The sequence below is a fragment of the Achromobacter sp. DMS1 genome (genome assembly GCF_001270295.1).
Genome location: NZ_LHSJ01000028.1, coordinates 1 through 25,332 on the forward strand (window position 1 = coordinate 1; position 25,332 = coordinate 25,332).

The 25,332-nt window shown below is 68.5% G+C and carries 22 protein-coding genes and 12 pseudogenes; 21 read left to right on the top strand and 13 right to left on the bottom strand.

Annotation, left to right across the window (positions count from 1 at the left end):
* Nucleotides 1-588, top strand: a pseudogene (locus tag AD428_RS05435) (3-oxoadipyl-CoA thiolase); the annotation flags it as partial.
* Between the two features lie 130 nt (nt 589-718).
* On the opposite strand, the gene AD428_RS05440 reads toward AD428_RS05435, so the two are convergent.
* The gene (locus AD428_RS05440; protein WP_369798703.1) at nt 719-1,186 is read right to left on the bottom strand and encodes a DUF192 domain-containing protein; all 468 of its coding nucleotides are present in this window, start codon (nt 1,184-1,186) and stop codon (nt 719-721) included.
* Between the two features lie 236 nt (nt 1,187-1,422).
* Nucleotides 1,423-1,668, bottom strand: a complete 246-nt coding sequence (locus AD428_RS05445; RefSeq protein WP_006220277.1) for a cold-shock protein — start codon at nt 1,666-1,668, stop codon at nt 1,423-1,425.
* Nucleotides 1,669-1,895: 227 nt separating this feature from the next.
* On the opposite strand from AD428_RS05445, the gene clpS reads away from it, so the two are divergent.
* The 3 genes and pseudogenes from clpS to AD428_RS05460 all read left to right on the top strand — a co-directional run bounded on the left by clpS (nt 1,896) and on the right by AD428_RS05460 (nt 4,782).
* Nucleotides 1,896-2,210 carry an ATP-dependent Clp protease adapter ClpS gene (clpS, locus tag AD428_RS05450; protein ID WP_053244471.1) on the top strand — a complete coding sequence of 105 codons (315 nt, stop codon included), beginning with the start codon at nt 1,896-1,898 and terminating at the stop codon, nt 2,208-2,210.
* Nucleotides 2,211-2,416: 206 nt separating this feature from the next.
* Nucleotides 2,417-4,189, top strand: a pseudogene (locus AD428_RS05455) (MG2 domain-containing protein); the annotation flags it as partial.
* A 302-nt stretch (nt 4,190-4,491) separates the two neighbouring features.
* Complete coding sequence (locus AD428_RS05460; protein WP_053244472.1) at nt 4,492-4,782, top strand: antibiotic biosynthesis monooxygenase family protein; 291 nt, start codon at nt 4,492-4,494, stop codon at nt 4,780-4,782.
* Between the two features lie 9 nt (nt 4,783-4,791).
* Here AD428_RS05460 and AD428_RS05465 read toward each other — a convergent pair.
* Together AD428_RS05465 and AD428_RS05470 are read right to left on the bottom strand one after the other, a co-directional pair.
* Nucleotides 4,792-5,144 (bottom strand): annotated as a pseudogene (locus AD428_RS05465) (nucleotide pyrophosphohydrolase).
* Between the two features lie 74 nt (nt 5,145-5,218).
* Nucleotides 5,219-5,928, bottom strand: a pseudogene (locus AD428_RS05470) (glutathione S-transferase).
* A gap of 221 nt (nt 5,929-6,149) precedes the next feature.
* Here AD428_RS05470 and AD428_RS24430 point away from each other — a divergent pair.
* Nucleotides 6,150-6,587 carry a CBS domain-containing protein gene (locus AD428_RS24430; protein WP_082308280.1) on the top strand — a complete coding sequence of 146 codons (438 nt, stop codon included), beginning with the start codon at nt 6,150-6,152 and terminating at the stop codon, nt 6,585-6,587.
* Between the two features lie 36 nt (nt 6,588-6,623).
* On the opposite strand, the pseudogene AD428_RS05475 reads toward AD428_RS24430, so the two are convergent.
* Nucleotides 6,624-7,364 (bottom strand): annotated as a pseudogene (locus tag AD428_RS05475) (TSUP family transporter); the annotation flags it as partial.
* A gap of 255 nt (nt 7,365-7,619) precedes the next feature.
* Between AD428_RS05475 and AD428_RS05480 the strand changes: the two are divergent.
* From AD428_RS05480 to acnB, 4 genes are all read left to right on the top strand, one after another.
* Complete coding sequence (locus AD428_RS05480) at nt 7,620-7,964, top strand: hypothetical protein (protein WP_053244473.1); 345 nt, start codon at nt 7,620-7,622, stop codon at nt 7,962-7,964.
* On the top strand, nt 7,961-8,500 hold the full coding sequence (locus tag AD428_RS05485) for an FxLYD domain-containing protein (protein ID WP_053244474.1): 540 nt from the start codon (nt 7,961-7,963) through the stop codon (nt 8,498-8,500). Before AD428_RS05480 ends, AD428_RS05485 begins: the two co-directional genes overlap by 4 nt.
* Before the next feature lie 132 nt (nt 8,501-8,632).
* On the top strand, nt 8,633-9,313 hold the full coding sequence (locus AD428_RS05490; RefSeq protein ID WP_053244475.1) for an FxLYD domain-containing protein: 681 nt from the start codon (nt 8,633-8,635) through the stop codon (nt 9,311-9,313).
* A 152-nt stretch (nt 9,314-9,465) separates the two neighbouring features.
* On the top strand, nt 9,466-12,057 hold the full coding sequence (acnB, locus tag AD428_RS05495) for a bifunctional aconitate hydratase 2/2-methylisocitrate dehydratase (RefSeq protein ID WP_053244476.1): 2,592 nt from the start codon (nt 9,466-9,468) through the stop codon (nt 12,055-12,057).
* Nucleotides 12,058-12,348: 291 nt separating this feature from the next.
* Here the strand turns inward: acnB and AD428_RS05500 are convergent.
* Both AD428_RS05500 and AD428_RS27510 read right to left on the bottom strand, forming a co-directional pair.
* Nucleotides 12,349-13,056: pseudogene (locus AD428_RS05500) on the bottom strand (sulfite exporter TauE/SafE family protein); the annotation flags it as partial.
* Complete coding sequence (locus AD428_RS27510) at nt 13,056-13,226, bottom strand: hypothetical protein (protein ID WP_235489193.1); 171 nt, start codon at nt 13,224-13,226, stop codon at nt 13,056-13,058. The pseudogene AD428_RS05500 and the gene AD428_RS27510, both read right to left, overlap by 1 nt.
* Nucleotides 13,227-13,437: 211 nt before the next feature.
* On the opposite strand from AD428_RS27510, the gene AD428_RS27515 reads away from it, so the two are divergent.
* Both AD428_RS27515 and AD428_RS05510 read left to right on the top strand, forming a co-directional pair.
* Entirely contained in the window at nt 13,438-13,716 is a 279-nt protein-coding gene (locus tag AD428_RS27515; protein ID WP_235489196.1) for a LysR substrate-binding domain-containing protein, read from the top strand.
* Nucleotides 13,717-14,011: 295 nt separating this feature from the next.
* Nucleotides 14,012-14,608, top strand: a complete 597-nt coding sequence (locus tag AD428_RS05510; protein WP_053244477.1) for a hypothetical protein — start codon at nt 14,012-14,014, stop codon at nt 14,606-14,608.
* Nucleotides 14,609-14,691: 83 nt separating this feature from the next.
* On the opposite strand, the pseudogene AD428_RS05515 reads toward AD428_RS05510, so the two are convergent.
* Nucleotides 14,692-16,400, bottom strand: a pseudogene (locus AD428_RS05515) (TonB-dependent receptor); the annotation flags it as partial.
* Between AD428_RS05515 and AD428_RS05520 the strand changes: the two are divergent.
* Nucleotides 16,385-16,642 (top strand): annotated as a pseudogene (locus AD428_RS05520) (acyl-CoA dehydrogenase family protein); the annotation flags it as partial. The pseudogenes AD428_RS05515 and AD428_RS05520 sit on opposite strands and share 16 nt — an antisense overlap.
* Nucleotides 16,643-16,698: 56 nt before the next feature.
* Here the strand turns inward: AD428_RS05520 and AD428_RS05525 are convergent.
* Nucleotides 16,699-17,445 (bottom strand): FadR/GntR family transcriptional regulator, encoded by a 747-nt coding sequence (locus AD428_RS05525; RefSeq protein WP_053244479.1) that lies wholly within the window; start codon nt 17,443-17,445, stop codon nt 16,699-16,701.
* 128 nt (nt 17,446-17,573) lie between these two features.
* On the opposite strand from AD428_RS05525, the pseudogene AD428_RS05530 reads away from it, so the two are divergent.
* The 9 genes and pseudogenes from AD428_RS05530 to AD428_RS28765 all read left to right on the top strand — a co-directional run bounded on the left by AD428_RS05530 (nt 17,574) and on the right by AD428_RS28765 (nt 23,098).
* Nucleotides 17,574-18,508: pseudogene (locus AD428_RS05530) on the top strand (3-keto-5-aminohexanoate cleavage protein).
* 28 nt (nt 18,509-18,536) lie between these two features.
* Nucleotides 18,537-19,707, top strand: a pseudogene (locus AD428_RS05535) (CaiB/BaiF CoA transferase family protein).
* 172 nt (nt 19,708-19,879) lie between these two features.
* Nucleotides 19,880-19,996 (top strand): enoyl-CoA hydratase-related protein, encoded by a 117-nt coding sequence (locus tag AD428_RS27520; protein ID WP_235489234.1) that lies wholly within the window; start codon nt 19,880-19,882, stop codon nt 19,994-19,996.
* Entirely contained in the window at nt 19,996-20,655 is a 660-nt protein-coding gene (locus tag AD428_RS05540; protein WP_235489237.1) for an enoyl-CoA hydratase/isomerase family protein, read from the top strand. The genes AD428_RS27520 and AD428_RS05540 overlap by 1 nt, the downstream gene beginning before the upstream one ends.
* Nucleotides 20,656-20,690: 35 nt before the next feature.
* Nucleotides 20,691-20,774, top strand: a pseudogene (locus AD428_RS28755) (hypothetical protein); the annotation flags it as partial.
* A gap of 163 nt (nt 20,775-20,937) precedes the next feature.
* Nucleotides 20,938-21,444 (top strand): HpcH/HpaI aldolase/citrate lyase family protein, encoded by a 507-nt coding sequence (locus tag AD428_RS28760; protein WP_255352184.1) that lies wholly within the window; start codon nt 20,938-20,940, stop codon nt 21,442-21,444.
* Nucleotides 21,445-21,500: 56 nt separating this feature from the next.
* Nucleotides 21,501-22,472, top strand: a complete 972-nt coding sequence (locus AD428_RS05550) for a Bug family tripartite tricarboxylate transporter substrate binding protein (RefSeq protein WP_053244480.1) — start codon at nt 21,501-21,503, stop codon at nt 22,470-22,472.
* A 34-nt stretch (nt 22,473-22,506) separates the two neighbouring features.
* Nucleotides 22,507-22,932 (top strand): annotated as a pseudogene (locus tag AD428_RS29285) (tripartite tricarboxylate transporter substrate-binding protein); the annotation flags it as partial.
* A 34-nt stretch (nt 22,933-22,966) separates the two neighbouring features.
* Entirely contained in the window at nt 22,967-23,098 is a 132-nt protein-coding gene (locus AD428_RS28765) for a hypothetical protein (RefSeq protein WP_255352185.1), read from the top strand.
* A gap of 29 nt (nt 23,099-23,127) precedes the next feature.
* On the opposite strand, the gene AD428_RS28770 is transcribed toward AD428_RS28765, so the two are convergent.
* The 4 genes from AD428_RS28770 to AD428_RS05575 form a co-directional block, all read right to left on the bottom strand.
* Nucleotides 23,128-23,385: a LysR substrate-binding domain-containing protein gene (locus AD428_RS28770; protein ID WP_053244482.1), complete on the bottom strand. Its 258-nt coding sequence runs from the start codon at nt 23,383-23,385 to the stop codon at nt 23,128-23,130.
* Nucleotides 23,343-24,023 carry a LysR family transcriptional regulator gene (locus tag AD428_RS28775; protein WP_053244483.1) on the bottom strand — a complete coding sequence of 227 codons (681 nt, stop codon included), beginning with the start codon at nt 24,021-24,023 and terminating at the stop codon, nt 23,343-23,345. The genes AD428_RS28770 and AD428_RS28775 overlap by 43 nt, the downstream gene beginning before the upstream one ends.
* Nucleotides 24,024-24,142: 119 nt before the next feature.
* Entirely contained in the window at nt 24,143-24,442 is a 300-nt protein-coding gene (locus AD428_RS05570; protein ID WP_053244484.1) for a DUF3303 family protein, read from the bottom strand.
* A gap of 23 nt (nt 24,443-24,465) precedes the next feature.
* A complete protein-coding gene (locus AD428_RS05575; RefSeq protein WP_082308278.1) occupies nt 24,466-25,308 on the bottom strand; it encodes a Bug family tripartite tricarboxylate transporter substrate binding protein in 843 nt (280 codons plus the stop codon).
* Nucleotides 25,309-25,332: the final 24 nt, after the last annotated feature.

A 25,332-nucleotide genomic window follows, 5' to 3' on the forward strand; every position in this document is an offset into this window, starting at 1 on the left:
GTGCCGGTGTCCATTGCCCAGAAAAAGGGCGACCCCCATCGTCGTGTCCAAGGACGAGCATCCGCGCGAAACCAGCCTCGAAGCGCTGCCAGGCTGAAGGGCGTGGTGCGCGAAGGCGGCACGGTTACGGCCGGCAACGCCTCGGGCGTGAACGACGGCGCGGCCGCGCTGCTGCTGGCGGCGAGAAGGCCGCCGCCAGCCACGGCCTCACGCCTGCGCGCCCGCGTGGTCGGCATGGCCACGGCCGGCGTCGCGCCGCGCATCATGGGCATCGGTCCGGCGCCCGCCACGCGCAAGGTGCTGGCCCAGACCGGCCTGACGCTGGACCAGATGGACGTCATCGAACTGAACGAGGCCTTCGCGGCCCAGGGCCTGGCGGTGCTGCGCCAGCTCGGCATCGCCGACGACGATCCCCGCGTCAACCCCAACGGCGGCGCGATCGCGCTGGGCCACCCTCTGGGCGCGAGCGGCGCCCGCCTGGCCACCACGGCCATCAACCAGCTTCACCGCAGCGGCGGCCGCTATGCGCTGTGCACCATGTGCATCGGGGTGGGGCAGGGTATCGCGCTGGTCCTCGAGCGGGTCTGAGCGCCTTGGGATGTTTCCGGGCGTTCATGGCGCGCCCGGCCTGTCAGACGCGCCATGAACGTCAAGAAAAAGAGCCCGTCAGGGCTCTTTTTCTTGGGCGGCGGCCGCTCTCCGGTGAAAAAGGCCCTGTTCAGGGCAGGCCGTCGATTTTCCGGCCCGCCGACACGCCATGCTCGGCGAACCAGCCCTGAGCCATTTCGAGCGCGTAGCGCACGGGTTTCTTGGCGCAGTGGCCGTCGTCGGTCTGGGGCGCCATGTCGTCGATGTTGACGATGGTGCCGTCATCGGCGATGAAGGCGATGGACAGCGGCACCAGCGTGTTGCGCATCCAGAAGCACTGCACGTCGGGGTTCTCGAAGACGAACAGCATGCCTTCGTTGCCCGGCAGTTCGCGTCGGAACATCAGCCCCGCGCGCCGGGTGGATTCCGTGTCGGCCACTTCTGCGTGGATAATATGGATTCCTGCCGAGAGCTGGACCACGGGCAGGCGCGGCTGCGGGCCATCGGCCGGTTGCGCGTGGGCAGGCGCGGCGATGGCCAGCGCAAGGGCGGCCAGCGCCGCCTTTGCCGCTCTCGGGACCGCCATGGCGGATTGCATGCGGCGGATCGGAAACAGGACGGCGTTTTTCAGCATGAGGCGATGCGGTAGTAAAAATGAGGAACTGCGTAGCAGCGAGGGCATGCGGGCGCGGGCGCGCCGGCATGTCTGGAGCCGTGCGTTGCGCGGCGGCATCCGCGATGACATCCACGGTTGCGTCCGCGCAAAAACAACGGGGCGGGGCTCGAAAGCCGCCCCGGATTATGGCGCAACAAGCCTGCCGCGCCATAGGGCGCTCAGGCCGCAGTGATATTCAGCGCCTGTTTGCCTTTGGGCCCCTGGATGATTTCGAAGGCGACTTTCTGGCCTTCCTTCAGGGTTTTGAAACCATTCATCTGGATGGACGAAAAGTGGGCGAAGAGATCTTCACCGCCGTCGTCGGGCGTGATGAAGCCGAACCCCTTTGCATCGTTGAACCATTTGACGGTGCCCGTCGATTTGGGATTGTCCCCTTGGACGGCGGTTGCGGTCGTATCAGACATGCGGACTGCCTCACTGAATCGTATGTTTGACAGAAGGGCATTGCGGTCTAGACCCCTGTCCCCCCTCCGGTTTTCTGGCAGATTTTTCCTGTAGAAAACCCCCCAGAATGCGTGGATAATGCGCCGCTTTTCTTTGTCGCGTCAAGTATGGAAACTACGCATTTCTACGTGTAATTCTTGGTAAGTTGCCAGCAGATCGTTCCCCGTTTAAATAGAATACGCGCGCTATGAGTTCTACCTTGGATACCCAGCACGATTTGGCCGTCGAAAAGGCGCCGGCGAAAGTTGCGCCGCCGCCGATGTACCAGGTCGTGCTGTTGAACGATGATTACACGCCGATGGAATTCGTGGTGAAAGTCCTGCAGAAGTTCTTCAACAAGAATCACGAAGAAGCCACGCGCATCATGCTGCAGGTGCATCACGAAGGACGCGGGGTGTGCGGGGTTTATCCGCGCGACGTCGCGGCCACGCGCATCGCCCAAGTGGGGCAATATGCCCGCGCGCGCCAGCATCCGCTGCAGTGCGTGATGGAACCCGTGTAAGAGAAAACCAGAAACAAGCGCCGCCCCCGGGCGGCGTTGTCATTGTCGTACCGCGCCATGGCGGCGCCGGTGCAGTTCGGGCCTCGGCATGGCCGGACGCCAGCGGGTCGGCAGCTCCGCCGCAAAGGAGCGTCGTATCGAAGTAAGCGGGGAGAGTCGCCGTGAGTGGAAAGTTCAGCAAGACCTGGCTGGCGATTGCCGGCGCCATCGTGGTGGCGGGCGCCGTGGGCGTGGGCTGGTGGATGGGCAACCCGGGCCAGCCCGGCGCGGGCGCGAACCGCGCGTCGGCGGCCCCGGGCGCGGCGGCGACCGCGCCGGCCCAGCCCGCGCAGCCTCCGCTGCCCGCCAGCGCCGTCGTGGGCGAGGCCGACCCCTTCGCGGCGCTCAATTGCCAGCCGCGCCAATATAACGACGCGCTGGCGCTGGCGGTGACGTTCACCCAGCCGGTGGACGCCAAGGCCGACCTGGACAGCTTTCTGCAGGTGACCGACACCGGCGCGGCCAGGCGCGACGAGGATGGCGCCCGAGAGCGCCGCAGCGCCCGGCGACCAGCCCGCCTCGGTGCGGCCGGGCGACGCCGCGCCCAAGGGCAAGATCCTGAAGGGCAAGTTGGGTGGTGGGCGACAACCCCCCGCATGGTGTATTTCCCCTATGTGCAGCCGCAGCGCGCCTACGCCATTTCCATCCGCGCCGGTCTGCCGGGCGCGGGCGGCAAGGCCAGCCTGGCCTCGGCCTCGAACTGCCAGGTCAGTACGCAGGCGATGCCGCCTTCGTTCTACTTCGCCAGCCGCGGCGTGGTGCTGCCGGCGGGCCAGAACGGCGGGCTGCCGGTGGCCACCGTCAACGTGCCCGAGGTGGACGTGCAGTTTCTGCGCGTCGCGCCCGAGCGCGTGCCCGAACTGTTCGACACAGTGCTGGGCGTGGGCCGCGGCGGCGCGGCGGCGGACGACGAAGACGAGGGAGAAGAGGAAGACGGCTGGCGCTACGCGGACAACCGCAGCCTGAAAGGTTCGGTCAGCAACTGGGACCTGGACCGGCTCAACACGCTGACCACCAGCGTCTACCAGGGCCGCTTCCTCACCGACGACAAGCCCAATCGCCGCCACGTGACGTTCCTGCCGGTGGAAGGCATCAAGGAGCTGCAGGAGCCCGGCATCTATATCGCAGTCATGAGCCAGCCCGGCCGGTTCCGCTACGAGTACCAGGTCACCTATTTCTACGTCAGCGACATCGGGCTGCATGCGCGCCGCTACGCCGACCGCATCGAAGCGTATTCGGTGTCGCTCAAGAGCGGCCAGGCCATTTCCGGCGCGCAGTTCGAGCTGGTGGACGGCGCCGGCAAGGCGCTGGCCAAGGCGGCGTCCGGCAAGGACGGCCACGTGCGCTTCGAGGGCAGCTTCGCCAATGCGCGCGTCATCCGCGCCTCGCGCGGCAAGGAAATGACGGTGCTCGCGCTGGGCGAACCGGCGCTGGACTTGTCCGAGTTCGACATCGGCGGCCACGTCTCGCGTCCCAACAGCCTCTTCGTGTACGCGGGCCGCAACCTGTACCGCCCGGGCGAAACCTTCCAGGTGTCGGTGCTGCCGCGCGACCTCGACGGCCGCCCGCTCGCGCCTTCGCCGCTCACCGCCACCCTCAAGCGTCCCGACGGCCGCGTGGTGCAGACTTCGCTCTGGCATCCGGCCCAAGACCTGCCGGGCTATGTGGAGCACGCCATCGAGCTGCCGCCGGACGCCCAGACCGGCTCCTGGCTGCTGGAGCTGCGGGTCGACCCGTCCGCCAGGAACGCCGACGCGTCCTGGAAGTTCCAGGTCGAGGAGTTCCTGCCCGAGCGCATGAAGCTGCTGCTCACTTCGACGCAGCCGGTGCTGGCGCCCGACGAGCCGCTCACTGTGGATGTGCGGGGCGACTACCTGTACGGCGCGCCCGCGGCGGGCAACCGCCTGCTGTCGAGCTTCCAGGTCAAGCGCGCGCGCCACCGCCAGCGCAGCCACGCCCGCATCTCGAGCACCGAAAGCAGCAGGTAGGCGGCGATGGCGACCAGCGTCGTATCGGGGCTGACGCCGGTATGCAGCACCAGCGCTCCGGCGGCCAGGACGCCCACACCCAGGTACCAGAGAAAGCGGGCATAGATGAGTCGAGCCAAGAAAAAACTCCGGCGGGCATGAAGGGAAACGCGCCCTGCGCCGCGCGGCGCAGGGCCGGATTTTCAGCGATACTACCGCACTGCCCGGGCCGAAACGCGCCCCGGCTCATCGCGAACACAGCGGAGACATTCCCCATGATCCAGGAAATTGCCAGCATCCACGTGCGAGAAGGCCAGGAATCGTTGTTCGAGCAGGGCGTCGCCCAGGCCAGGCCGCTCTTTCTGCGGGCGCGCGGATGCCATGGCGTGGCCCTGTACCGCAGCATCGAACAGCCGCAGCGCTATACGCTGGTGGTCGATTGGGAAACGGTGGAGAACCATATGGTGGACTTCCGCGAGTCGGCCGACTTCCAGGAATGGCGCAAGCTCGTGGGCGGATTCTTCGTCGAGCCGCCGCAGGTCCACCACGAAAGCAAGGTGCTCTGAGCGCCCGGTTCAGTCTGGTGGTTCGTCGTGCCGGCGCGCGCTGCCGCGGAATTCCGCCGCCGGATACCGCAACGCGTTGCGCGCCATCTTGCCCGCCACCGCGCTGGGGATGTCCACCCCGAGCTGGTCCGCCAGCGCCACCAGGTACATCTGCACGTCGGCGATCTCGTCGGCGGCCTGCGCGAGCCGGGCGGGCGGCAGCGCGCGCGACTCCGCTTCGGTCAGCCACTGAAAGAGCGCCACCAGTTCGCCGGCCTCGCCGGCGACGCCATGGCCAGGTTCTTGGGGCTGTGAAACGGCTCCCATTCGCGCTCCCGCGCGAAGCGGCGCAGGGCGAGCTTGATTTTCTGCAGGTCGGACATGAAGCGCGGATCTCCAGGTGCGGGCGGGCTGAGGGATGGGCGGGCACGCCGGCAAAGTCCTCGCGCCGCCGCCCCTACTTGCCGTCCAGTTCGCGGTAGCGCCGGAAAATGCCCTCGCCGAACGGAAGCCGCCGGCCGCTGGAAAAATAGTCCTGCAGTTCCGGCAAGGCCGCAACGCGCCGATGCAGGGCCATGACGTTCGGGAAACGCGCGGCCACCGTGCCCATGCGCTTGGGAAAGGCATAGAGCAGCCCGTCCACGAGATGGTAGAGCGACAGGTCGGCGTAGGACCAGCGATCGCCGCCGGCCATCCATGCCTCGGGGCCGGAAAGCACTTGCTCGAAATAGCCCAGGAACTTGGGAATCCGCTCGCCGCGGAACACCTTGGCGCGGCGGATCGCCTCGTCCTTCTGCTCTTCGAAATAGGCGCTGGCGGAAATCGGATGGTGCGTGTCGTGCGCTTCCGCCACCATGTCGGCGATGGTGAGCTGCAGCTGGTTGACCCACAGTCGGCCTTCGAGCGAAGCCGGCGCCAGGCCGTGCCTTTCCCCCAGGTAAAGCAGGATGTTGGCGGTCTGCGCCAGCACCAGGCCGTCGGCCACCAGATAGGGCGGGGCGAAAGGCGGGTGCACGCGGCGGGCGCGCATGTCGGCCAGCAGCGCCTCCTCGCCGTCCGGGCTTTCTCGCACGCATTCCCGGTAAGGAATGCGCCCGCCTCCAGCGCCAGCCGGACGAATTCCCCCCGGCCCGGTATGCCGTCCCAATACCAAAGCTCGTAGCTCATGCCGCGCCTCCCTCGGGTCCGCAGGAACGCATCATGATAGGCCGGCGCGGACGGCCTGTCGGCAGCGCAAGCGTTACGGAATCCAAGAAATATGACAACGCGGCGGACGGCGCTTGCGGCAAACCGTCCCCCAGGCTTAGGATGGAGACGCGTTGCCTGCCAGCCGCGCGCGGCTCTCGTTCGCCGCGGTCCGATTTTCTCCAGAGAGACGGGGGTACATCGTGAAGAAGGTTGCAGAGATTCTCAGGGAAAAGGCCAACCAGTCGGTCGTGACGGTTTCGCCGGACTCATCGGTGTTCGACGCCATCAAGACCATGGCCGAGCGCGGCATCGGCGCAGTGGTGGTGGCCCAGGGAGACGAAGTCGTGGGCATGCTGACCGAGCGCGACTACGCCCGCAAGATCGTGCTGCAGGACCGCTCGTCGCGCACCACCCTCGTGCGCGAGATCATGAGCGACCCGGTGTACTACGTGCGTCCCGAAGACACGCGCGAACACTGCATGGCGCTGATGACGGAACGCCGCTTCCGCCATCTGCCCGTCATCCAGGACAACAAGCTGGTCGGCCTGGTTTCGATCGGCGACCTGGTGAGCGACGTCATGAAGGAGCAGAAATTCATCATCACCGAACTCGAGCGCTACATTTCGGGAGAGCGCTGAGCCGCTGCGCGGGCTCAGCCCGCGAGCGCGCGCGAAGGCCGGCACGATGAGCCCGCAGGCCGCCGCGACGAGCAGCACGAACACCATGCGCCTGACGGTGTGCATGGATCCGGCCGAGGCATAGCGGCGCGCGAACCACGTCACGGCCAGCACGATCGGAAACGCCTGCAGGCTGAGCCAGAACGACACCGCCGTGAACGCGCCCTGCCCGGTCACGAGCGTCAGCCTGAGCAAGGCATTGAGCGAGAAAAGAATGAGCAGGCTGTTGCGGATGGCCGCCAGCGGCAGCGGCTGGCGGTACAGGTGATAGACCATGGGCGGGCCGGCGCTCGAGAACAGGCCGCCCAGCACGCCGGATATGCCGCCGAAGAACAGGAAAGCCCCGCGTGAAGACACCCGCGCCAGGGGCCGGGTGCGCAACACGAGCAGGACCGCGCAGGCCAGGATGGTGACGCCCAGCAGCAACTGCAGCAGCACCGCCATTTCGCCGCTGATCCAGTTGAGCGCCGTCACGCCCAGCCCGACGCCGGCCAGGCTGGCGGCCAGGGCCGGCGCAAGCAGCGCCCAGTTCACCTCGGGCCGGCTGCGCAGCAGGGTGGCCGCGGCGTTCACCAGCGAAAGCACGCTCACCACGTTGGCCACGTCCGCCACGGACGCCAGGCGGAACACGCCCGACAGGCCGAGCAGCACGAGACCGAACGCGAAACCCGTCATGGTCTGGGCATAGGTGGCCAGCGCAACGCAGGCCATGAACAGCAAGTGTTGGGAAATACTCATGCGGCAGAGCCAGTGCTGCCCCGGCTCCGCCCCGTCGGCGCGCGCGGGCCTGGGGAAGACGTGGGTACGGCGTGCTGTCTTGGGAAAGCGTCTTCTGGGAAGCGCGGAATCATAGCACCGGCGTGGCACCGGCCCGTGCGGGCCGGATCCGGTGCAAATTTGTAACAAATAGACGCTTTCGCGCATGAGCGCGCCCGCCGGCGCCGGTATGCTGTCGGCCCTTGAGGCCGGTCCGGCCCCGCTTTACCCGCCACCATGAAAGCCCGGCACGCCACCATCAATACCGTTACCCTCACCTGCTCCAATTGCGGCAGCGGCCAGTTCACGCGGCTCGCGCCGCGCGAGTACCGCTGCGACCACTGCCATGCCGTCACGCTGGTCGAAGACAGCGTGGCCGAACGCCTCGAACAGATCCTGCGCGGCATGCGGCCGGCGCCCGCTGCCGTGCCGCGTTCGCGCGCTCCGGCCGCCGTGCTGGCCGCGGGCGTGGCGGTCGTGGCCGCCATTGCCGCCTGGCTGGCCGTGGACGGACTGCGCCCCGCCGTCGCGCCCCCGCGCGGACGGCCGCGCCGGCCATCGATCCGTCGCAAATCAGGTTGAGCGACGTCCAGGAACTGACGGTAGACGGGCGGCAGCGGCTGGTGATGCTGATGCGCAACGAAACGGGGCAGAAGATCAACGCGCCGCGCGTCAAAGCCGAGCTCTTCCAGGACGAGCTGACGCTGTCCCCGGCCTACGGCTCGCCGCTGGCCTCCGTGCTGCAGCCGGGCGAATACACGCCGGTGCTGGTGGACCTCCCGTCCACTCCGCACACGCGCTACGCGCTCAGCGTGACGCAGCCCTATCCGTCTGCCGGGCCGAGCCGCAAGATCGAGGCCGGCAAGGTGCAGCTCGTGCACGACCGGAGCTACCGGCTGGTGGGACTGCTGAAAAACGCCGATGCGCAGACCGCCAGCGGGCTGCGCGTGGTGGTCATGCTGTACGACCGCGAAGGCCGCATCATCGGCACCGGCGCGGGCTATGGCTCGGCGGGCAGCCTGGCTCCCGGCGCAACCACGATTTTCGACGTGCAGTGCGCGATGCTGGCCGATGCGCCCATCGCCTATTACGACTATATGGTGCAAAGTGACAGCTAGCCGCCCAGCCCTGCTCGCCGCGTCTCGCCGCGGCGTATTCCTGTTCGCGCCGGCTCCCGCCCCGGCCACGGCCGGGGAACCCGCGGCGGGAGCGCCCGCCGCAGGCCGCACCGTGCGCGTTCGCCCGCGCAGGTGCGGGAAATCGAGCACCTGCGCCTGACTGCGCAGGAACTGCTGGACGAGAATTTCCGCCTGTTCGACCCGGCCGCGCTCAGCATTTCGCCGCCGCGGCGGCTGATCGACGAAATCGGCCGGCCCCGTCTCTATCTGGAAATCGCCAACACCAGCAAGCAGGACATCGCGCTGGCGCCGCAGGCGGCCATCCGCGTCTACGCGGGCGCGCGCGAATTGCGGCTGCATTCCGCCTGGAAGCTGCCGGACCGCCTGTACCCAGGCGAACGGGTTCCCCTGGAACTCTCGGGCGAAGCCTTTGGGGATTTCACGGAATTCAAGGCAGACTGGCGGCCCGCCCGGCGCGAAGCCCTGCCGGGCTCCCGGCCGCGCCTGGAAGTCGTGCTCGACCGCACCGAGGCCAGGATCGGCACGGGCACGCTGAACTTCACGCAGCGCTTCCGTTACAAATACGTCATCGTCCAGGGCAGAATCCGCAACGACGATACCCGCCCGGTGGACCGCGCGACGCTGTGGGCGACGCTGTACGACGACCGCGGCCAGCTCACGGGCGCCGTCGCCAAGGAAATCCGGCTGCCGGGCCTGAAGCCCGGCGACAGCGCGCCCTTCGAGCTCAACGTCAATCAATACGGCGCCAATTTCACGCGCGTGGCCATCGTGTGCGATGCGCCCGCGCCCTGAACCGGGCGGACGGCCGGGCGCGCCGTTGGAGGTGCGCAACAACGCTGCCGCAAGTCTTATATAAGATATAAGACGTTTGCTCCCAGCCCCGTCTTGCTTCTACAATTCCTGCCACAACCTTTCTTCCAACCCGACTTTTGAGCAGGCCTCACATGCTGGAAACTTATCGCCAACACGTCGCCGAACGCGCGGCCCTGGGGATTCCTCCCCTGCCCCTTTCGGCCAAGCAAACCGCCGAACTGATCGAACTGCTGAAGAACCCGCCCGCCGGCGAGGAGCAGAACCTGGTCGAGCTGCTGACCCATCGCGTGCCGGCCGGCGTGGACGATGCCGCCAAGGTCAAGGCCTCCTACCTGGCCGCCGTGGCCCTGGGCAAGGAAGCGTGTCCGCTGATCAGCCGCGCCAAGGCGACGGAGCTGCTGGGCACCATGCTCGGCGGCTACAACATTGGCCCGCTGATCGAATTGCTGGACGACGCCGAAGTCGGCGCCATCGCCGCCGAGGCGCTCAAGAAAACCCTGCTGATGTTCGACGCCTTCCATGACGTGAAGGAAAAGGCCGACAAGGGCAATGCCAACGCCCGCGCCGTGCTGCAAAGCTGGGCCGACGCCGAATGGTTCACCAGCCGTCCCGAGCTGCCCGAGAGCCTCACCATCACCGTCTTCAAGGTGCCGGGCGAAACCAACACGGACGACCTGTCGCCCGCCCCGGACGCCACCACGCGCCCCGACATCCCCATGCACGCGCTGGCCATGCTGAAGAACAAGCGCGAAGGCGCGGCGTTCGAGCCGGAAGAAGACGGCAAGCGCGGCCCCGTGAAATTCATCGAATCGCTGAAGGAAAAGGGCCACCTGGTCGCCTACGTGGGCGACGTGGTGGGCACCGGCTCCTCGCGCAAGTCGGCCACCAACTCGGTGCTGTGGTTCACCGGCGAAGACATCCCCTTCGTGCCGAACAAACGCTTCGGCGGCGTGTGCCTGGGCGGCAAGATCGCCCCCATCTTCTATAACACCATGGAAGACGCGGGCGCCCTGCCCATCGAGCTGGACGTCTCCAAGATGGAAATGGGCGACGTGATCGAACTGCGCCCGTACGAAGGCAAGGCGCTGAAGAACGGCGACGTCATCGCCGAGTTCCAGGTGAAGTCCGACGTGCTGTTCGACGAAGTGCGCGCCGGCGGCCGCATTCCGCTCATCATCGGCCGCGGCCTGACGGCCAAGGCGCGCGAAGCGCTGGGCCTGCCGCCCTCCACCCTGTTCCGCCTGCCCAAGGATCCAGCCGACACCGGCCGCGGCTACACCCTGGCCCAGAAGATGGTCGGCCGCGCCTGCGGCCTGCCTGAAGGCAAGGGCGTGCGCCCGGGCACCTACTGCGAACCGAAGATGACCTCGGTGGGCAGCCAGGACACCACCGGCCCCATGACCCGCGACGAGCTGAAAGACCTGGCCTGCCTGGGCTTCTCGGCCGACCTGGTGATGCAGTCGTTCTGCCACACCGCCGCGTATCCCAAGCCCGTGGACGTCAAGACGCACCACACGCTGCCCGAGTTCATCAGCACCCGCGGCGGCATCTCGCTGCGCCCGGGCGACGGCGTGATCCACTCGTGGCTCAACCGCATGCTGCTGCCCGACACCGTGGGCACCGGCGGCGACTCGCACACCCGCTTCCCCATCGGCATCTCCTTCCCCGCCGGCTCGGGCCTGGTGGCCTTCGCCGCCGCCACCGGCGTGATGCCGCTGGACATGCCCGAATCGGTGCTGGTGCGCTTCAAGGGCAAGATGCAGCCCGGCGTCACGCTGCGCGACCTGGTCAACGCCATTCCGCTGTACGCCATCAAGCAGGGCCTGCTCACGGTGGCCAAGCAAGGCAAGAAGAACATCTTCTCCGGCCGCATCCTCGAAATCGAAGGCCTGCCCGACCTGAAGGTGGAACAGGCGTTCGAACTGTCCGACGCCTCGGCCGAACGCTCGGCCGCCGGCTGCACGGTGCGCCTGAACAAAGAGCCGATCATCGAGTACATCAACAGCAACATCGTGATGCTGAAGTGGATGATCGCCAACGGCTACCAGGACGAGCGCTCGCTGCGTCGCCGCATCCAGGCCATGGAAGCCTGGCTGGCCGATCCCAAGCTGCTGGAGCCGGACGCCGACGCCGAGTACGCCGCCGTGATCGAGATCGACCTGGCCGACGTACACGAGCCCATCGTGGCCTGCCCCAACGACCCCGACGACGTGAAGACGCTGTCGGAAGTCGCCGGCGCCAAGATCGACGAAGTGTTCATCGGCAGCTGCATGACCAACATCGGCCACTTCCGCGCCGCGTCGAAGCTGCTGGAAGGCAAGCGCGACATCCCGGTCAAGCTGTGGGTGGCGCCGCCCACCAAAATGGACGCCGCCCAGCTCACCGAGGAAGGCCACTACGGCGTGTTCGGCACGGCCGGCGCGCGCACCGAAATGCCGGGCTGCTCGCTGTGCATGGGCAACCAGGCCCAGGTGCGCGAGGGCGCGACCGTGATGTCGACCAGCACCCGCAACTTCCCTAACCGCCTGGGCAAGAACACCAACGTCTACCTGGGTTCGGCCGAACTGGCCGCCATCTGCTCGCGCCTGGGCCGCATCCCGACCAAGGACGAGTACATGGCCGACATGGGCGTCATCAACAAGAGCGGCGACCAGATCTACCAGTACCTGAACTTCGACAAGATCGCCGACTACAAGGACGTGGCCGACGTGGTCGAGATGTAAGACGCGAACCTGCCGCCGGCGAGATCCGGCGGCAAGCCCGCAGCAAGGCCCCGGCGCGCGAGCGCCGGGGCCTTCTTGTTTGCCCGCGCGGCGGCTACGGGAGAAAGGGCCGCGCCACCAGTTCCAGTCCGAGCAGCATGAGAAACAGCAGGAAGCAGCGGCGGAAAAGCGCCGGGCTGATGCGCGCCCGCAGCTGCTGGCCCAGCCGCATGCCGAGCAGCGCGGCGCCACCGCCAGCACGGACAGTCCGAGCTCGCCCGCGCGAACGCGCACGTGAACCATGAGGCCGGCCGCCAGCGCCGCCGTGGACACGGTAAAAGACAGGCCCAGCGCCTGGACCAGGTCGTCCTTGTCCAGCCGCAGCGACTGCAGATAGGGGACGGCCGGCATCACGAAGACGCCGGTGGCACCCGTGATGAGGCCGGTGAGCAGGCCGACAGCGGGAGACAGCCAGGGTTCGGCGCGTTCCGGCGCCGACAGCGCGGGCGAGGCCCACGCGCAGGCAGCGTAGCCGAGTGAGGGCCACGCCCAGCGCCAGGCCGGACCAGCGGGGACGACCCGGGCCAGCATGGCCGAGCCCGCCACCGTGCCCGCCACGATGCCCGCCATCATGGTCCAGAGACGCCGCGCCAGGGCCGCCACGGAAGGGCCGGCGAGCAATTGCCAGACATTGGTCACGAAAGCGGGAATCACCAGCAGGGCCGCCGCCGCTGCCGGGGTCATCAGGGCGCCCAGCACGCCCATGGCCACGGTGGGCAGGCCCATGCCGGTCACGCCTTTCACCAGGCCGGCGGCGACGAAGGTGGCGAGCAGCAGCGCCAGAAGGGATAGCGTCGGTTCGTTCATGCCGGCATTTGAAACCCGCCCCACCTTTGGCACAATGTGGTTTTTCCGCTTTTGCCTTCGGCTCGACCGAAGCAACCCAGGCACGGCCTTCCATGCGGCTCGATCTTTCCGACCTCCGTCTTTTCCTGTGCGTCGTGGACGCGCAGGCAGCATCACCCGGGGCGCGCGCGCGCGCACCTGGCGCTGGCCTCGGCCAGCGAGCGCCTGCGCGCCATGGAGGACGCGACCGCGTGCGCCTGCTGGAGCGCCGCCACCGCGGCGTGACGCCCACCGAAGCGGGAGACGCGCTGGCCCACCATGCGCGGCTGATCCTGCGCCAGCATCCCGGCTGCGGCAAGAGCTGCACGATTACGCGGAAGGCGCCAAAGGCACCATCCACCTGTATGCCAACACCGCCGCGCTGGCGGAATTCCTGCCGCCCCGCCTCGCGCCATGGCTGGCCGCCCGCCCGGGGCTGCGCGTGGAGCTCAAGGAGCGCACCAGCGTGGAGATCGTGGGCGCGGTCGCGGCGGGGCTGGGCCGAGGGCGGGCATCGTGTCGGACGCCGTGGACGCCGGCGGCCTGCAACTGCAGCCCGTGGCCCGCGATCATCTGGCGCTCATCGTGCCGCCCGGCCACCGGCTGGCGCAGCGGGCCGCGGCGGTTCCGTTTGCCGAGGTGCTCGACGAACCCTATGTCGGACTGGCGCCGGGCAATGCGCTGCAGGACCACATCGAAGAACACGCCCGCGCGGCGGGCCGCAGCCTGAAGCTGCGCATCCGCATGAAAACTTTCGAGGGCGTGTTTGACATGGTGTCCCATGGCGTGGAGTAGGCATTCTGCCGCGGGGCCCGGCCGGCCGCCTGCGTCGACGCCATGCCTGCCGCGTGCTGGCGCTGTCGGACGCCTAGGCCCGGCGGCGGCTGTGCGTGTGCGTGCGCGACTGGGCCGAGGTGTCCGCGCCGCTGCGCAGGCCTGCTTGCGGCACCTGGGCGCCGCGCGCCCGGCCTCGCCTGAGCGCGACTGGCCGCGCGGGCGGCTCCGGCCAGTACGCTTGCATACAATTGCGGCCACGACGCCATCCGCCGTCCGCATATGCCGGACGCGCTTACCTGGAGAACCGCAGTCCATGTTCCGGCACCTGGCCGCGCCCCTCGTTCTGCTCCTGTGCGGCTGCGCCGCCACGCCGCCCTCCGATCCGGAGAACCTGTGCGAAATTTTCCGCGAGAAGCCGGACTGGCACGACGCCGCCTTGCGGATGCAGAAGAAATGGGGCGCGCCGGTGCCGGTGCCCATGGCGATGATGTACCAGGAGTCGTCGTTCCGGCACGACGCCCTGCCCCCGCGCGATTACCTGCTGGGCTTCATCCCGTGGGGCCGCGTGAGTTCGGCCTATGGCTATGCGCAGGCCAAGGACGAAACCTGGGCCGACTACAAGCGCGAGGCCGGCGGCTGGACCTCGAGCCGCGACGATTTCGCCGACGCGATGGACTTCATGGGCTGGTACATGAACAAGACCCAGCGCATCAACGGCGTTTCCAAATGGGACGCCTACGGCCAGTATCTCAACTATCACGAAGGCTGGACCGGCTACCGCAACCGCAGCTACGAACGCAAGTCCTGGCTGAAGAAGGTGTCGCAGCGGGTGCAGGCGCGCGCGCAACGGTTCGCCGCGCAGTACCGGCAGTGCGAAGGCGAACTGACGCGCGGCGGCTGGTTCTGGTGAGGCGGCGCCGGCTTGCGGCGCGCGCAAAAAAAGGCCGGGCGCCCTCGCGGGCCGGCCCGGCTTGCCGTTGCGCCCGAATGCGGTCAGAAGTCCATGCTGGCGCTGAACATGAAGGTGCGGGGGTTGCCGAGCACCAGGTAGCCGTTGCCCGGATAGCCGCCCACCGACGACCAGTAGTCGCGATTGGCGATGTTTTCCACCCGCGCGCGCAGGGTAACCAGGTGGCCGTTCACGTCCATCATGTAGCGCACGCCGGCGTCGAAACGCGTCCAGCTCGGCACCTTGAGCGTATTGGCGTCGTCGGCATAGGACGAGCCCGTGTAGACCATGCGGCCGTCGACCGTCAGCCCCTCGACGCCCGGGATATCCCATTCCACGCCCAGGTTGGCCTGGAAGCGCGGCACGCCGATAACGCGGTTGCCGTCGATATCGGAATCGCCGGTGGAGCGCTGCTTGGCGTCGAGCCAGGTCAGGCCGCCCAGCACGCGCACGCTGCGTGTCGCCTCGCCGTAGAACGTGAGTTCGACACCCTGGTGGCGATCCTTGCCCGATGCGGTGAAGTTGTTGTTGTCGTCATAGGTCGCGCGCGGCTTGTCGGTCGAAAACAGCGCCAGGCCCGCGCCCAGCCCGTCGCCCTCGTACTTGGCGCCGATTTCCTTCTGCTTGGAAACGTAGGGCGCCAGGCTGGTGCCGCCGTTGGGCACGGGCCTGCCGTTGGCCGTCTCGGGCGCGGTGTCGCCGGCGACCAGCGCCTCGATGTAGTTCGCATACAGCGACACGCTGGGAGCCACCTTGACCACCAGGCCCGCAGCCGGCGAATTGCGACTGCCGTCGTACGCGTCGTTTTCCTTGCCGGTGTTGTAGGCATAGCTGCGCGAGGACAGGCGCTGATGGCGAATGCCCAGCGTCAGCAGCACCTTATCGTCGAGGAACGACAGCGTGTCGCCGATCGCATAGCTGCTGGTGCGGACGCGGCGCTGCAGGCCGGGATCGTCCAGATCGTTGCCGCGCAGCGCAGCCGCGCTGAAGGCGGGCTTGTCGTAGGAGATGGGATCGTAGATGTTGGTCGGGAACGTGTTGGTGTAGTCCATCACGTAGGCGTTGCGCGTCTTCTGGTCGAAGAAGGCTGCCGAGGCGACGATTTCGTGTCCGACCGGGCCGGTGCGCAGCTTGCCGCGCAGGCCGATTTCGCCGGTGTCGATGCGGTCTTCGCGCGTGTTGTCGAAGCGGTAGAAGGTGCCGTCGCCGGTGCTGCCGTTATTCACCGTGACATTGCCCAGCGAGTTGGCCTCGTCGCTGCGGCGCATGCCGAAAGCGGCCCAGCCCGTCAGCTTGTCGTTGAAATCGTGCTCCGCCCGCAAAGTGCCGAACACGTCGCGTTCGTTGGAATAGGACCACGGCTGCGCAAAGTTCGAGCTGGCGTCGGGCGCGTCGGGCACGCTGGTGACGCCGCCGCCCAGCGTCACGTTGGGCCGCGCCCGCTTCAGCTTGTTCTCCTGCCAACCGATGTCGGCCGACAGGCGCGTGTCGGCGGAGCGCCAGTCCAGGCCCAGGGCGAACACGCTGGTGCGCGAATGACCGTCGTCCACGGCGGTATCGCCGCTGGTCTGGCCGGCATTGAACCGGATCCCCGTGCTGTCGTCCGGCCCGAAGCGGCGGGCGATGTCGGTGGAGAGCTGGACCTGGCCGTTGTCGGTGATGCCCGTGGTGACGCGGGTGAGCGGGTCGTTGGGCGCGCGCTTGGGCACGAGGTTGATGACGCCGCCCGGCTGCCGCCGCCGCCCGGCCTGGCTCTACGACCAGGGGCTGCCGTGCGGCGCCGAAGCCAACGCGGCCAAGTTCTTCTGCGCCGAATCGGGTTTCCGCGCTTGCGAAACCGCGGTCCTCACGCACGGAGGCATGGGCTACGCGAAGGAATACCACGTGGAGAGATATTTCCGGGAGGCGATGCTGCCGCGGATCGCCCCGGTGTCCATCCAGCTGATCCTGAGCTATATCGCGGAGCGCGTGCTCGGGCTGCCCAAGTCGTACTAGCGCCCGCGTCCGGGCCCGGCGCTTCGCCATGAGCGCCGCGCTCCGCGGGCGCCGCTTCAGTCCTGTCGATCGAGGAGGCTGCGCAGATGAACCGAATAGGCCTGGACGTGGCGCGCCATGCGGCGCCGGGCCGCGTCCGCGTCCTGCTTCTCGACCGCGTCCAGGATGCGGGCGTGGGCCTGCAGCACCAGGCTGCGCACTTCGTCGGTGGCGAAGTCCTTGAGGGCGGACGCTTCGTGGATCAGGTTGGCGATCGAGCGCATGAAGGCTTCGAGCAGGGGATTGCGGCTGGCCGCGGCCAGCGCGCAATGCCAGTTCACGTTTTCCGCGAGATAGCGGGGAACGTCGGCATAGGCTTCGCGCAGCCGGGCGTCGATCTGGCGCAGCGTGGCCAGATCCTCGTCCGTGCGATGCCGCGCCGCGAGTTCGGCGATGGGGGGCTCGATGGCCTCGCGCGCCTCGATGATGGAAGCCAGCGGCAGGCGGCTGCCCCGCGCGAAGAGGGCGATCTGGCGCGATACCGTGGAGCCCGTCGGCCGGGTGGCGCGCGAGCCGCCGTAGCGGCCCGGGCGGGTGCTCACCAGGCCCTCCGCTTCCAGGATGCGCAGGGCTTCGCGCACCGAGCCCCGGCTCAGCCCGGTCTGCTCCACCAGGTCGCGCTCGCCCGGCAGCATGGCGCCGTCCGGAAAACTGCCGTCCAGGATCTTCTGGCGCAGATGGTCGGCCAGGACGTCGCAGGATTTGGGGATGCGCAGGGTATCGAGTTGCGGCAACGCCGCCGTGCGAGCGGAATCGGGTTTCATGGCGTGATCGTCTAGTTAAGGGTTTTCCATGGCGCGGCCATGATTTTAATTGTTTGACCATTGACTGGTTGAATATTAGCATGGGCAAACACAGAAACCGAGGCGGCAAGCCGAGGCGAGGAGACATCATGAAGAAATCACCGAAGGTCATCATTACCTGCGCCGTTACGGGTTCCATTCATACGCCCAGCATGTCGCCGCACCTGCCCATCACCGCCGCGCAGATCGCCGACGACGCGGTGGCCGCCCCGCCGAGGCCGGCGCGGCCATGCTGCACCTGCACGCGCGAGACCCCGAAACCGGCAGGCCCGACCAGAGCCCGGAACGCTTTGCGGCATTCCTGCCCGACATCAAGGCGCGCACGGACGCCATCATCAACATCACGACCGGCGGCGGCCTGGGCATGACGCTGGACGAACGCTTGGCCCCGGCCAAATGGGCGCAGCCGGAAGTCGCGTCCATGAACATGGGTTCGCTGAACTTCAATATCTCGGGCGCCGGCGAGCGCATCCGCGCGTTCCGCCATAGCTGGGAGCAGCCCTACCTGGAAATGACGCGGGATTTCATTCTCTCCAACACGTTCAGCCAGATCGAGCGCGGCATCGGCGAACTTTCCGCCATGGGCACGCGCTTCGAGTTCGAGTGCTACGACGTCGGGCATCTGTACAACCTGGCCCATTTCGCGGACCGCGGCCTGGTGAAGCCGCCGTTCTTCCTGCAGTGCATTTTCGGCATCCTGGGCGGCATCGGCGCCGACCACGACAACCTGCTGCACATGCGCACCATCGCCGATCGTCTTTTCGGCGAAGACTATTACCTCTCGGTGCTGGCGGCCGGCAAGCATCAGATGTCCTTCGTCACCATGAGCGCGCTGCTGGGCGGCAATGTGCGCGTGGGGCTGGAAGACAGCCTTTACGCCGGCAAGGGCAGGCTCGCCGTCTCGAACGCGGAGCAGGTGGCGAAGATCCGCCGCATTCTCGAAGAGCTTTCCCTGGAGATCGCCACGCCGCAGGAAGCGCGCGAAATGATACAGACCAAGGGCCGCGACAACGTCGCGTTCTGATTGCCGGCACCTGCGCAAGGAGACAGGCATGGATGCGTTGCAGGGATTGCGGGTCGTCGATTTCTCCAAGGTGCTGGCCGGGCCGTTGTGCACCCAGTACCTGGGAGACATGGGCGCGGAGATCATCAAGGTGGAATCGCCGCGCGGCGACGATACCCGGCACTGGCCGCCGTTTCGCGATGGCGACGGCACGGTGTTCCTCAGCGCCAACCGCAACAAGCGGAGCGTGGCGCTGGACCTGAAGTCGGAACCCGGACGGGAAGCGGCGCTGCGCCTGCTGGCGAGCGCCGACATCGTGGTCGAGAGCTTCGGGCCGGGCGTGGCGCGGCGGCTGGGCATCGACTACGACAGCGCGGCGGCGCTGCGTCCCGATGTCATCTATTGCAGCATTTCCGGATTCGGCAGCCAGGGGCCGCTGCGCGACGGCAAGGGCTACGACGTGATTCTGCAGGCGTTCAGCGGCATGATGGCGCTGACCGGCGAGGAAGACGGGCCGCCCGTGCGCAGCCCGATCTCGCCCATCGACCAGGCCACCGGCATGCACGCGGCCATCGGCATCCTGGCGGCGGCCGTCAAGCGCCTGCGCACCGGCAAAGGTTCGCGCATCGAAGCGTCGCTGTTCGACACCTCGATGGCGTTCATGGCCTACGTCATGCAGAGCTTCTGGGAGCGCGGCGCCGAGCCGCGGCGCTGGGGCTCCGCCCACGAGTCGCTGTGCCCCTATCAGGTGTTCCAGGCCAGCGACCGCCCCATTCTGCTGGGCGTGGCCAACGACACCCTGTGGCAGGCATTCTGCCGCGAGGTGGACGCGCCGGCCCTGGCGGAAGACGCCCGCTATGCCACCAATGCCGGGCGCGTGGCGCACCGCGAGGCAGTGCTGGCCGAAGTGGCCGCGCTGCTGGCGCGCGACATGCGCGACGCCTGGATCGAACGGTTTTCCCGCGTGGGCATTCCGTGCGCGCATCCTGGGCGTTTCCGAGGTGCTGGCGCATCCGCACACCCTGGCCAGCGGCATGATCCAGAAGCTGCCGCGCGGCGCGGATGCGCAGCTGCGGGTGGTGTCCCAGCCCCTGCGGTTCGACGGCGAGCGCCCCGCCGCCGCAGCGGCCGCCCCCGCGCTGGGCGAACACACGCGCGAGATCCTCGCTTCGCTGGGTTACGGCCCGCAAGACATAGACCGCATCGCCGGGCAAGCCTGAGCCCCGGCCGGCCCGGTCCGCCCGCGGACCGCGGCGTCATAGAAGGAGACAACCCGGTGTCCATCGACTTTTCCGTCGGCGACGGCGTCGCCACCATCACCATCAACCGGCCCGAAAGACGCAATGCCCTCGATGCCGAGCACTACGCGCTGCTGTCGCAGGCCGTCAGCGCGTGCGCGACGACGACGCGATCCGCGTGGCCGTCGTCACCGGCGCGGGCGACCAGGCGTTCTGCGCCGGCGCCGACCTCAAGTCCTTCATCGGCGCGCCGCCCGGCCTGGGCGCCTGATGCGCACCCAGCAAGACCAGTTGCTCAACCGGGGCATCGAACTCTGGAAACCCGTGGTGGCGGCCGTCAACGGCTATTGCCTGGGCGGGGGCATGACCTTGCTGCTGGCCACCGATCTGCGCGTCTGCTGCGAGTCGGCCGTTTTCGGGTTGAGCGAGGTGCAGCGGGGCGTGTTTCCGGCCAACGGCGGCACCCAGCGCATCATCCAGCAATTGCCCCACGCCATCGCCATGGAGATGCTGCTCATCGGCGACAGGTTCGATGCCGCCACGGCGGCGCGCTGGGGGCTGGTCAACCAGGTCGTGCCGGCGGACGGACTGATGGACGCCGCCATGGCGTACGCGCGCCGCCTGGCCGCCAACGCGCCAGCTGGCCGTGCAGGCCGCCAAAGGCAGCTGGCGCTGCGCAGCCGCGACCTGGACCTCGCTGCGGGGCTGCGCATGGAGCAGGTCTTCCTGCGGCGCTGCAGACCTCGGAAGACGTGCAGGAAGGAACGAAAGCCTTCGCGCAACGGCGCAAGCCGCATTTCCGCGGATGCTGAGCGGACCGCAACACCAACCATTGACGGGAGTTCCCATGCCTTTGAGATCTTTACTGTTCGTGCCCGGCGACAGCGACGCAAGCAGGCCAAGGCCGCGGGCGCCGCGCCGACGCCCTGATCCTCGACCTGGAGGATTCGGTCGAGGCTTCGCGGCTGCCGCTGGCGCGCGGCATGGTGCGCGAGTACCTGGAGGCCAACCGGGGCGCGGCGGCGCAGCTCTGGGTGCGCATCAACCCGCTGGACTCCGGGCTGGCGCTGGACGACCTGGCCGCGGTGGCGCGCGCGCGCCCGCGGGCATCCTGCTGCCCAAGGTCAACGGCGCGGCCGACATCGTCCTGCTCGACCGTTACCTCAGCGCGCTGGAAGCGCGCGACGGCCTGGCCCTGGGCGCATCGGCATCATGCCCGTGGCCACGGAGACGCCGCAGGCCATGTTCACGCTGGGCGGCTATGCGGGATGCAGCCCGCGCCTGCGCGGACTGACCTGGGGCGCGGAAGACCTGGCGGCGGCGGTGGGCGCGGCCAGCAACCGCCTGGACAACGGCGAGTACGACTTCACCTACCGCATGGCCCGTTCGCTGTGTCTGCTGGGCGCGCATGCCGCGGGCGTGCCCGCCATCGACACCATCTGGGGCAATTTCCGCGACCCGGAAGGGCTGGCCAAGGACGCCGCCAGCGCCCGGCGCGCGGGTTTCAGCGGAAAGATCGCCATTCATCCCGACCAGGTGGCGCCGATCAACCAGGCGTTCACGCCGGACGCGGCCGACATCGAGCGGGCCCGCCGCATCGTGGCCGCGTTCGAGCAGTCGCCCGGCGTGGGAACGCTGCAGCTCGACGGGGAAATGCTGGACCGCCCGCACCTCAAGCAGGCCCAGCGCATCCTGGCGAACGTTCCCGCGCCGCAATAGGGCGCGGGCCCACCGCGCGCAGATGGCGGGGGCCTCTCTACCGAAGGAGACACACCATGCATTCACTAACAGGAAAGCTGTGCGCGGCCGTCTTCGCCACGCTCGCGTGCGCCTCGGCGCAAGCCCAGCCCGCATACCCGTCGCAGCCGGTGCACATGATCACGGCATTCGCCGCGGGCAGCGCCAGCGACATCGTGGCGCGCATGATCGCCGAAAAGCTGCAAGGCGAACTGGGCCAGCCGGTCATCGTCGAGAACAAGGCCGGCGCCTCGGGCCAGGTCGCCTCGGATTTCGTGGCCCGCGCCCAACCCGACGGCTACACCATCATGCTGGCGACCAACACCACGCATTCCTCCAATCCCTACCTGTTCAAGCAGTTGCGCTACGACCCGGTCGCCGATTTCACCCCGCTGGTGCAGGTATGCAATTTTCCGTTCGTGCTGGTGGTGGGCAGCAAGGTGCCGGCCAGGAACGTGGCCGAGCTGCTGGCCTATGGGAAGGCGCATCGCGGCGCGGTGAACTATGCATACGGCAACAGCACCGGACAGATCGCCGCGGCGTCCTTCGACAAGATAACGGGCATGGAGGCCGCCGCCATTCCCTACAAGAGCACGCCGCAAGCCATGACCGACGTGATCGGCGGGCGCACCACGTTCATGTTCGTGGATCTGGCGTCGGCGGCGGGGCACATCCAGAGCGGCGCGCTGCGGGCGCTGGCGGTGTCCACCGAGCGGCGCAGCACGCGCGCGCCCGATCTGCCGCCCGTGTCCGAAGCGCTGGGCAAGCCCGGCTTCGACCTGGCAGCCTGGGTCGGCATATTCGGACCGGCCAGGATGCCCGAGGCGGTGTCGGCGCGCCTGGCCGACACGCTCTACCGCATTGTTTCGTCCGCCGAGATCCAGCAGAAGCTCAGGCAGATGGGCGCCGATCCCACGCCGGCCCGGGCCGCGGCATTCGGCTCCTTCGTGGCGCGGCAGAAATCGGTGTGGGGCGAGAAGGTTAGGCAGGCGGGCATCGAACCTCAATAAGCGCGGGGTAGGCATCATCGCCACGTCGCCCATCGTGCTGGCGGCCGGCCCCGCGTCGCCCTTCGGCACGCTGGACGAGCTGCTGGCTTGTGCGAAGGCCCATCCCGGCCAGGTCAGCTACGGCACGCCCGGCGTGGGCACGCCGCAGCACCTGGCCGTGGAGCTGCTCGTGCACATGACCGGCGCGCGCATGACCCACGTGCCCTACAAAGGTTCGAGCCAGCCCTTGTCCGACCTGCTGGCCGGCCACATTCCGCTGGTGTCGGCCGCCATCAACCCGGCGCAGCCGTACATCGGCGTGGGCAAGCTGCGTGGGCTGGCGGTGGCGGACGCGCATCGTGTCGCGAGCCTGCCGGACCCGCCCGCCATCGCGGAGAAGGTGCCCGGCCATGAAGTCCGCATCTGGTACGGCCTGATGGCGCCGGCCGGCACGCCCGACGACGTGGTGGCCCGCCTGAACCAGGCCCTGGCCGCCGCCGCCCGGCCATCCCGACATGCAGAAGCAGATGCGCGAGCTGGGCTGGGAGCGCGCGCTGGACACGCCCGGCGCCATGGACCGCGAGGTCCGCGACGACGTGAAGAAATGGGGCGAGGCGATCCGGGCGGCGGGCCTGAAGCCGGAATAGCGGAACGCGGGGACGGTCCGGGCTGGAAGCTAGAAGCCGGCGCGCAGCGCGGTGTCGGCGAGCAGGTCGGCCAGGCGCGTCGCGGCCAGCGAGCGCGGGCGGTCGCGGGGGTAGACGAGCACCACGCCGAACTCGATGCGGGGCCGAAACGGCAGGAAGACCAGATCGTCCAGGCCGGCCGGCAGCGCGCTGAGGCGGTCCACGAGCGCCACGCCCGCGCCGTGCTTCACCATGAGACAGGCCGTCAGCGACGAGCTGGCCTCGATGCCCACGGCCGGCGGCGCCATGGAGCGGCGCTTGCAGGCTTCGGGCGATGGCCTGCCCGAGGCGGGTGGATGCGCCCAGCGAGATGACGGGTTCCCTGCCGAGCGACGCGCGCGTCGACGTGTCGGCGCGAGGCCAGCGGATGGTCCTTGCGCACCACGCAGGCGATCTCGGATTTGGCCAGCGGCGTGGTGTCCACCGCGGGGTCTTCGACCGGCGCGTACACCACGCCCATGTCGGCTTCGCGGCGCGACACCCTGTCGATGGCCAGCGGCGTGGGCAGCGAGCGCACGTAGATGCCGAGCTGGGGGCTGAGCTTGCGCAGCGCCGCCACGGCCTCGGGCAGCAGCGCGTTGACGAGCGTGGGCGAGGTGGCGACGACGAGCTGGCCGGCCCTGCCGTCGCGCAGTTCCTGGGCGACGCGCTGGACCGCCTGCACGCGCCCGAAGATGTCGTTTACGTCGGGCAGCAGCGCCAGGGCTTCCGGCGTCGGGTGCAGGCGTCCGCCGATGCGCTCGAAGAGCTTCATGCGCAGTTGCTGCTCGGTATGTTTCAGCACCGCGCTGACGGCCGGCTGCGTGACGCAGAGGTCGCGGGCCGCGCCCGTGACCGAGCCGGCCTTGATGATGGCGTGGAAGACTTCCAACTGGCGCAGGTTCACTGCGGGCCTCCGGCATGCGGGTCCGCGCTCCGCCGGCCGCGGGTGCCTGCGGCGGGGCGCTACCGAAGCATTATGCCTGCGCGCGCGGCCGCGGCCCAGACCGCCGCGCGCGGACCGCGTCACAGTTCCAGCGGGTTGGTTCCCTGCCGCGCGATGGTTTCCTGGAACGATTTCGGCGTTACCGCATACACCTCGAACGAGGCGGGCACGTGCTCGGCCCATTGGTTCAGCAGCACATGCAGCTTCTCGTGCGAGTCCACCTCCAGCACGACGATGGCGCCGCGGCCGACCTTGTTCCACACGTGCCGGACCACGCCGGCCGCTTCCAGCCCGTTGAGCCAATCCCAATAGGCTTTCTGGCCGGGGCGCATGGACGAGGGGCGCTCGGGGCGCGGCGAACTGATGACCAGAAACAGCATGGGGCTCTCCTTGCGGCTGGCGTTCAGCCGAGTTGCAGTGAAATGTTCCTGGCGATGCGGGCCCACTTGTCCATGTCCTCGGCGATGTACCGGGCCGCGGAGGCCGCGGACACTTCGTCGGGCGGTTCGATCCCCATTTCCGACATGCCGCGGCGGAACGCCGGATCGGACAGCGTCTCGCGGGACGCGCCCTGAAGGCGGCCCGAGACTTCGGGCGCAATGCCCCGCGGCCCCAGGAGGAACAGGGCGGTGGCGGACACGAGATCGGGATATCCCGCCTCGCGCGTCGTGGGCACGTCGGGCAGGGCGCCGATGCGCTTGGGCCAGAACGTCGCCAGGATGCGGACCTTGCCCGCCTGCACGAACGGCAGGTGAGGCACCGCGCTGTCGAACATGACCTGGACGCGGCCGGCCAGCAGGTCCTGCAATGCGGGTCCGCTGCCCTTGTAGACGATGTGCTCGAGTTTCAGGCCGCCGGCGCGATCCTTGAAGAACTCGCCGGTCAGGTGCGAGATGCCGCCGATGCCGCCCGAACCATACGAGTACTTGCCGGGATTGGCGCGCAGCAGCGCGACGAGTTCGGCCAGCGTGTGCGCCGGCAGTCCGGGGTTGACGGCCAGCACCATGGGCTGCACGCCCATGATGCCGATGGCCGAGAAGTCCTTGCGCGGGTCGTATTCGAAGGCGGGGTTGGTGGCGGGACCGGCGGTGGTGTTGCTGGAGGTGCCCAGCATCAGCGTGTAGCCGTCCGCCGGCGCGCGCAGCGTGGCCATCGCCGCGATGGCGCCCGCGCGCCCGGCTTGTTCTCCACCACCACGCTCTGGCCCAGGCGCTGTCCCATGGCCTGCCCGTAGCGGCGCCCGAATACGTCGGTGGAACCGCCTGGCGAG

Excerpts from the sequence above, each read along its gene's own strand:
- AD428_RS05440 (WP_369798703.1), bottom strand. The coding sequence starts at position 1,186 with ATGCAATCCGCCATGGCGGTCCCGAGAGCGGCAAAGGCGGCGCTGGCC.
- AD428_RS05445 (WP_006220277.1), bottom strand. The coding sequence starts at position 1,668 with ATGTCTGATACGACCGCAACCGCCGTCCAAGGGGACAATCCCAAATCG.
- clpS (WP_053244471.1), top strand. The coding sequence starts at position 1,896 with ATGAGTTCTACCTTGGATACCCAGCACGATTTGGCCGTCGAAAAGGCG.
- AD428_RS05460 (WP_053244472.1), top strand. The coding sequence starts at position 4,492 with ATGATCCAGGAAATTGCCAGCATCCACGTGCGAGAAGGCCAGGAATCG.
- AD428_RS05480 (WP_053244473.1), top strand. The coding sequence starts at position 7,620 with ATGAAAGCCCGGCACGCCACCATCAATACCGTTACCCTCACCTGCTCC.
- acnB (WP_053244476.1), top strand. The coding sequence starts at position 9,466 with ATGCTGGAAACTTATCGCCAACACGTCGCCGAACGCGCGGCCCTGGGG.
- AD428_RS27510 (WP_235489193.1), bottom strand. The coding sequence starts at position 13,226 with ATGCTGGCGCAGGATCAGCCGCGCATGGTGGGCCAGCGCGTCTCCCGC.
- AD428_RS05510 (WP_053244477.1), top strand. The coding sequence starts at position 14,012 with ATGTTCCGGCACCTGGCCGCGCCCCTCGTTCTGCTCCTGTGCGGCTGC.
- AD428_RS05525 (WP_053244479.1), bottom strand. The coding sequence starts at position 17,445 with ATGAAACCCGATTCCGCTCGCACGGCGGCGTTGCCGCAACTCGATACC.
- AD428_RS05540 (WP_235489237.1), top strand. The coding sequence starts at position 19,996 with ATGCGCACCCAGCAAGACCAGTTGCTCAACCGGGGCATCGAACTCTGG.
- AD428_RS28760 (WP_255352184.1), top strand. The coding sequence starts at position 20,938 with ATGCCCGTGGCCACGGAGACGCCGCAGGCCATGTTCACGCTGGGCGGC.
- AD428_RS05550 (WP_053244480.1), top strand. The coding sequence starts at position 21,501 with ATGCATTCACTAACAGGAAAGCTGTGCGCGGCCGTCTTCGCCACGCTC.
- AD428_RS28765 (WP_255352185.1), top strand. The coding sequence starts at position 22,967 with ATGCAGAAGCAGATGCGCGAGCTGGGCTGGGAGCGCGCGCTGGACACG.
- AD428_RS28770 (WP_053244482.1), bottom strand. The coding sequence starts at position 23,385 with ATGGCGCCGCCGGCCGTGGGCATCGAGGCCAGCTCGTCGCTGACGGCC.
- AD428_RS05570 (WP_053244484.1), bottom strand. The coding sequence starts at position 24,442 with ATGCTGTTTCTGGTCATCAGTTCGCCGCGCCCCGAGCGCCCCTCGTCC.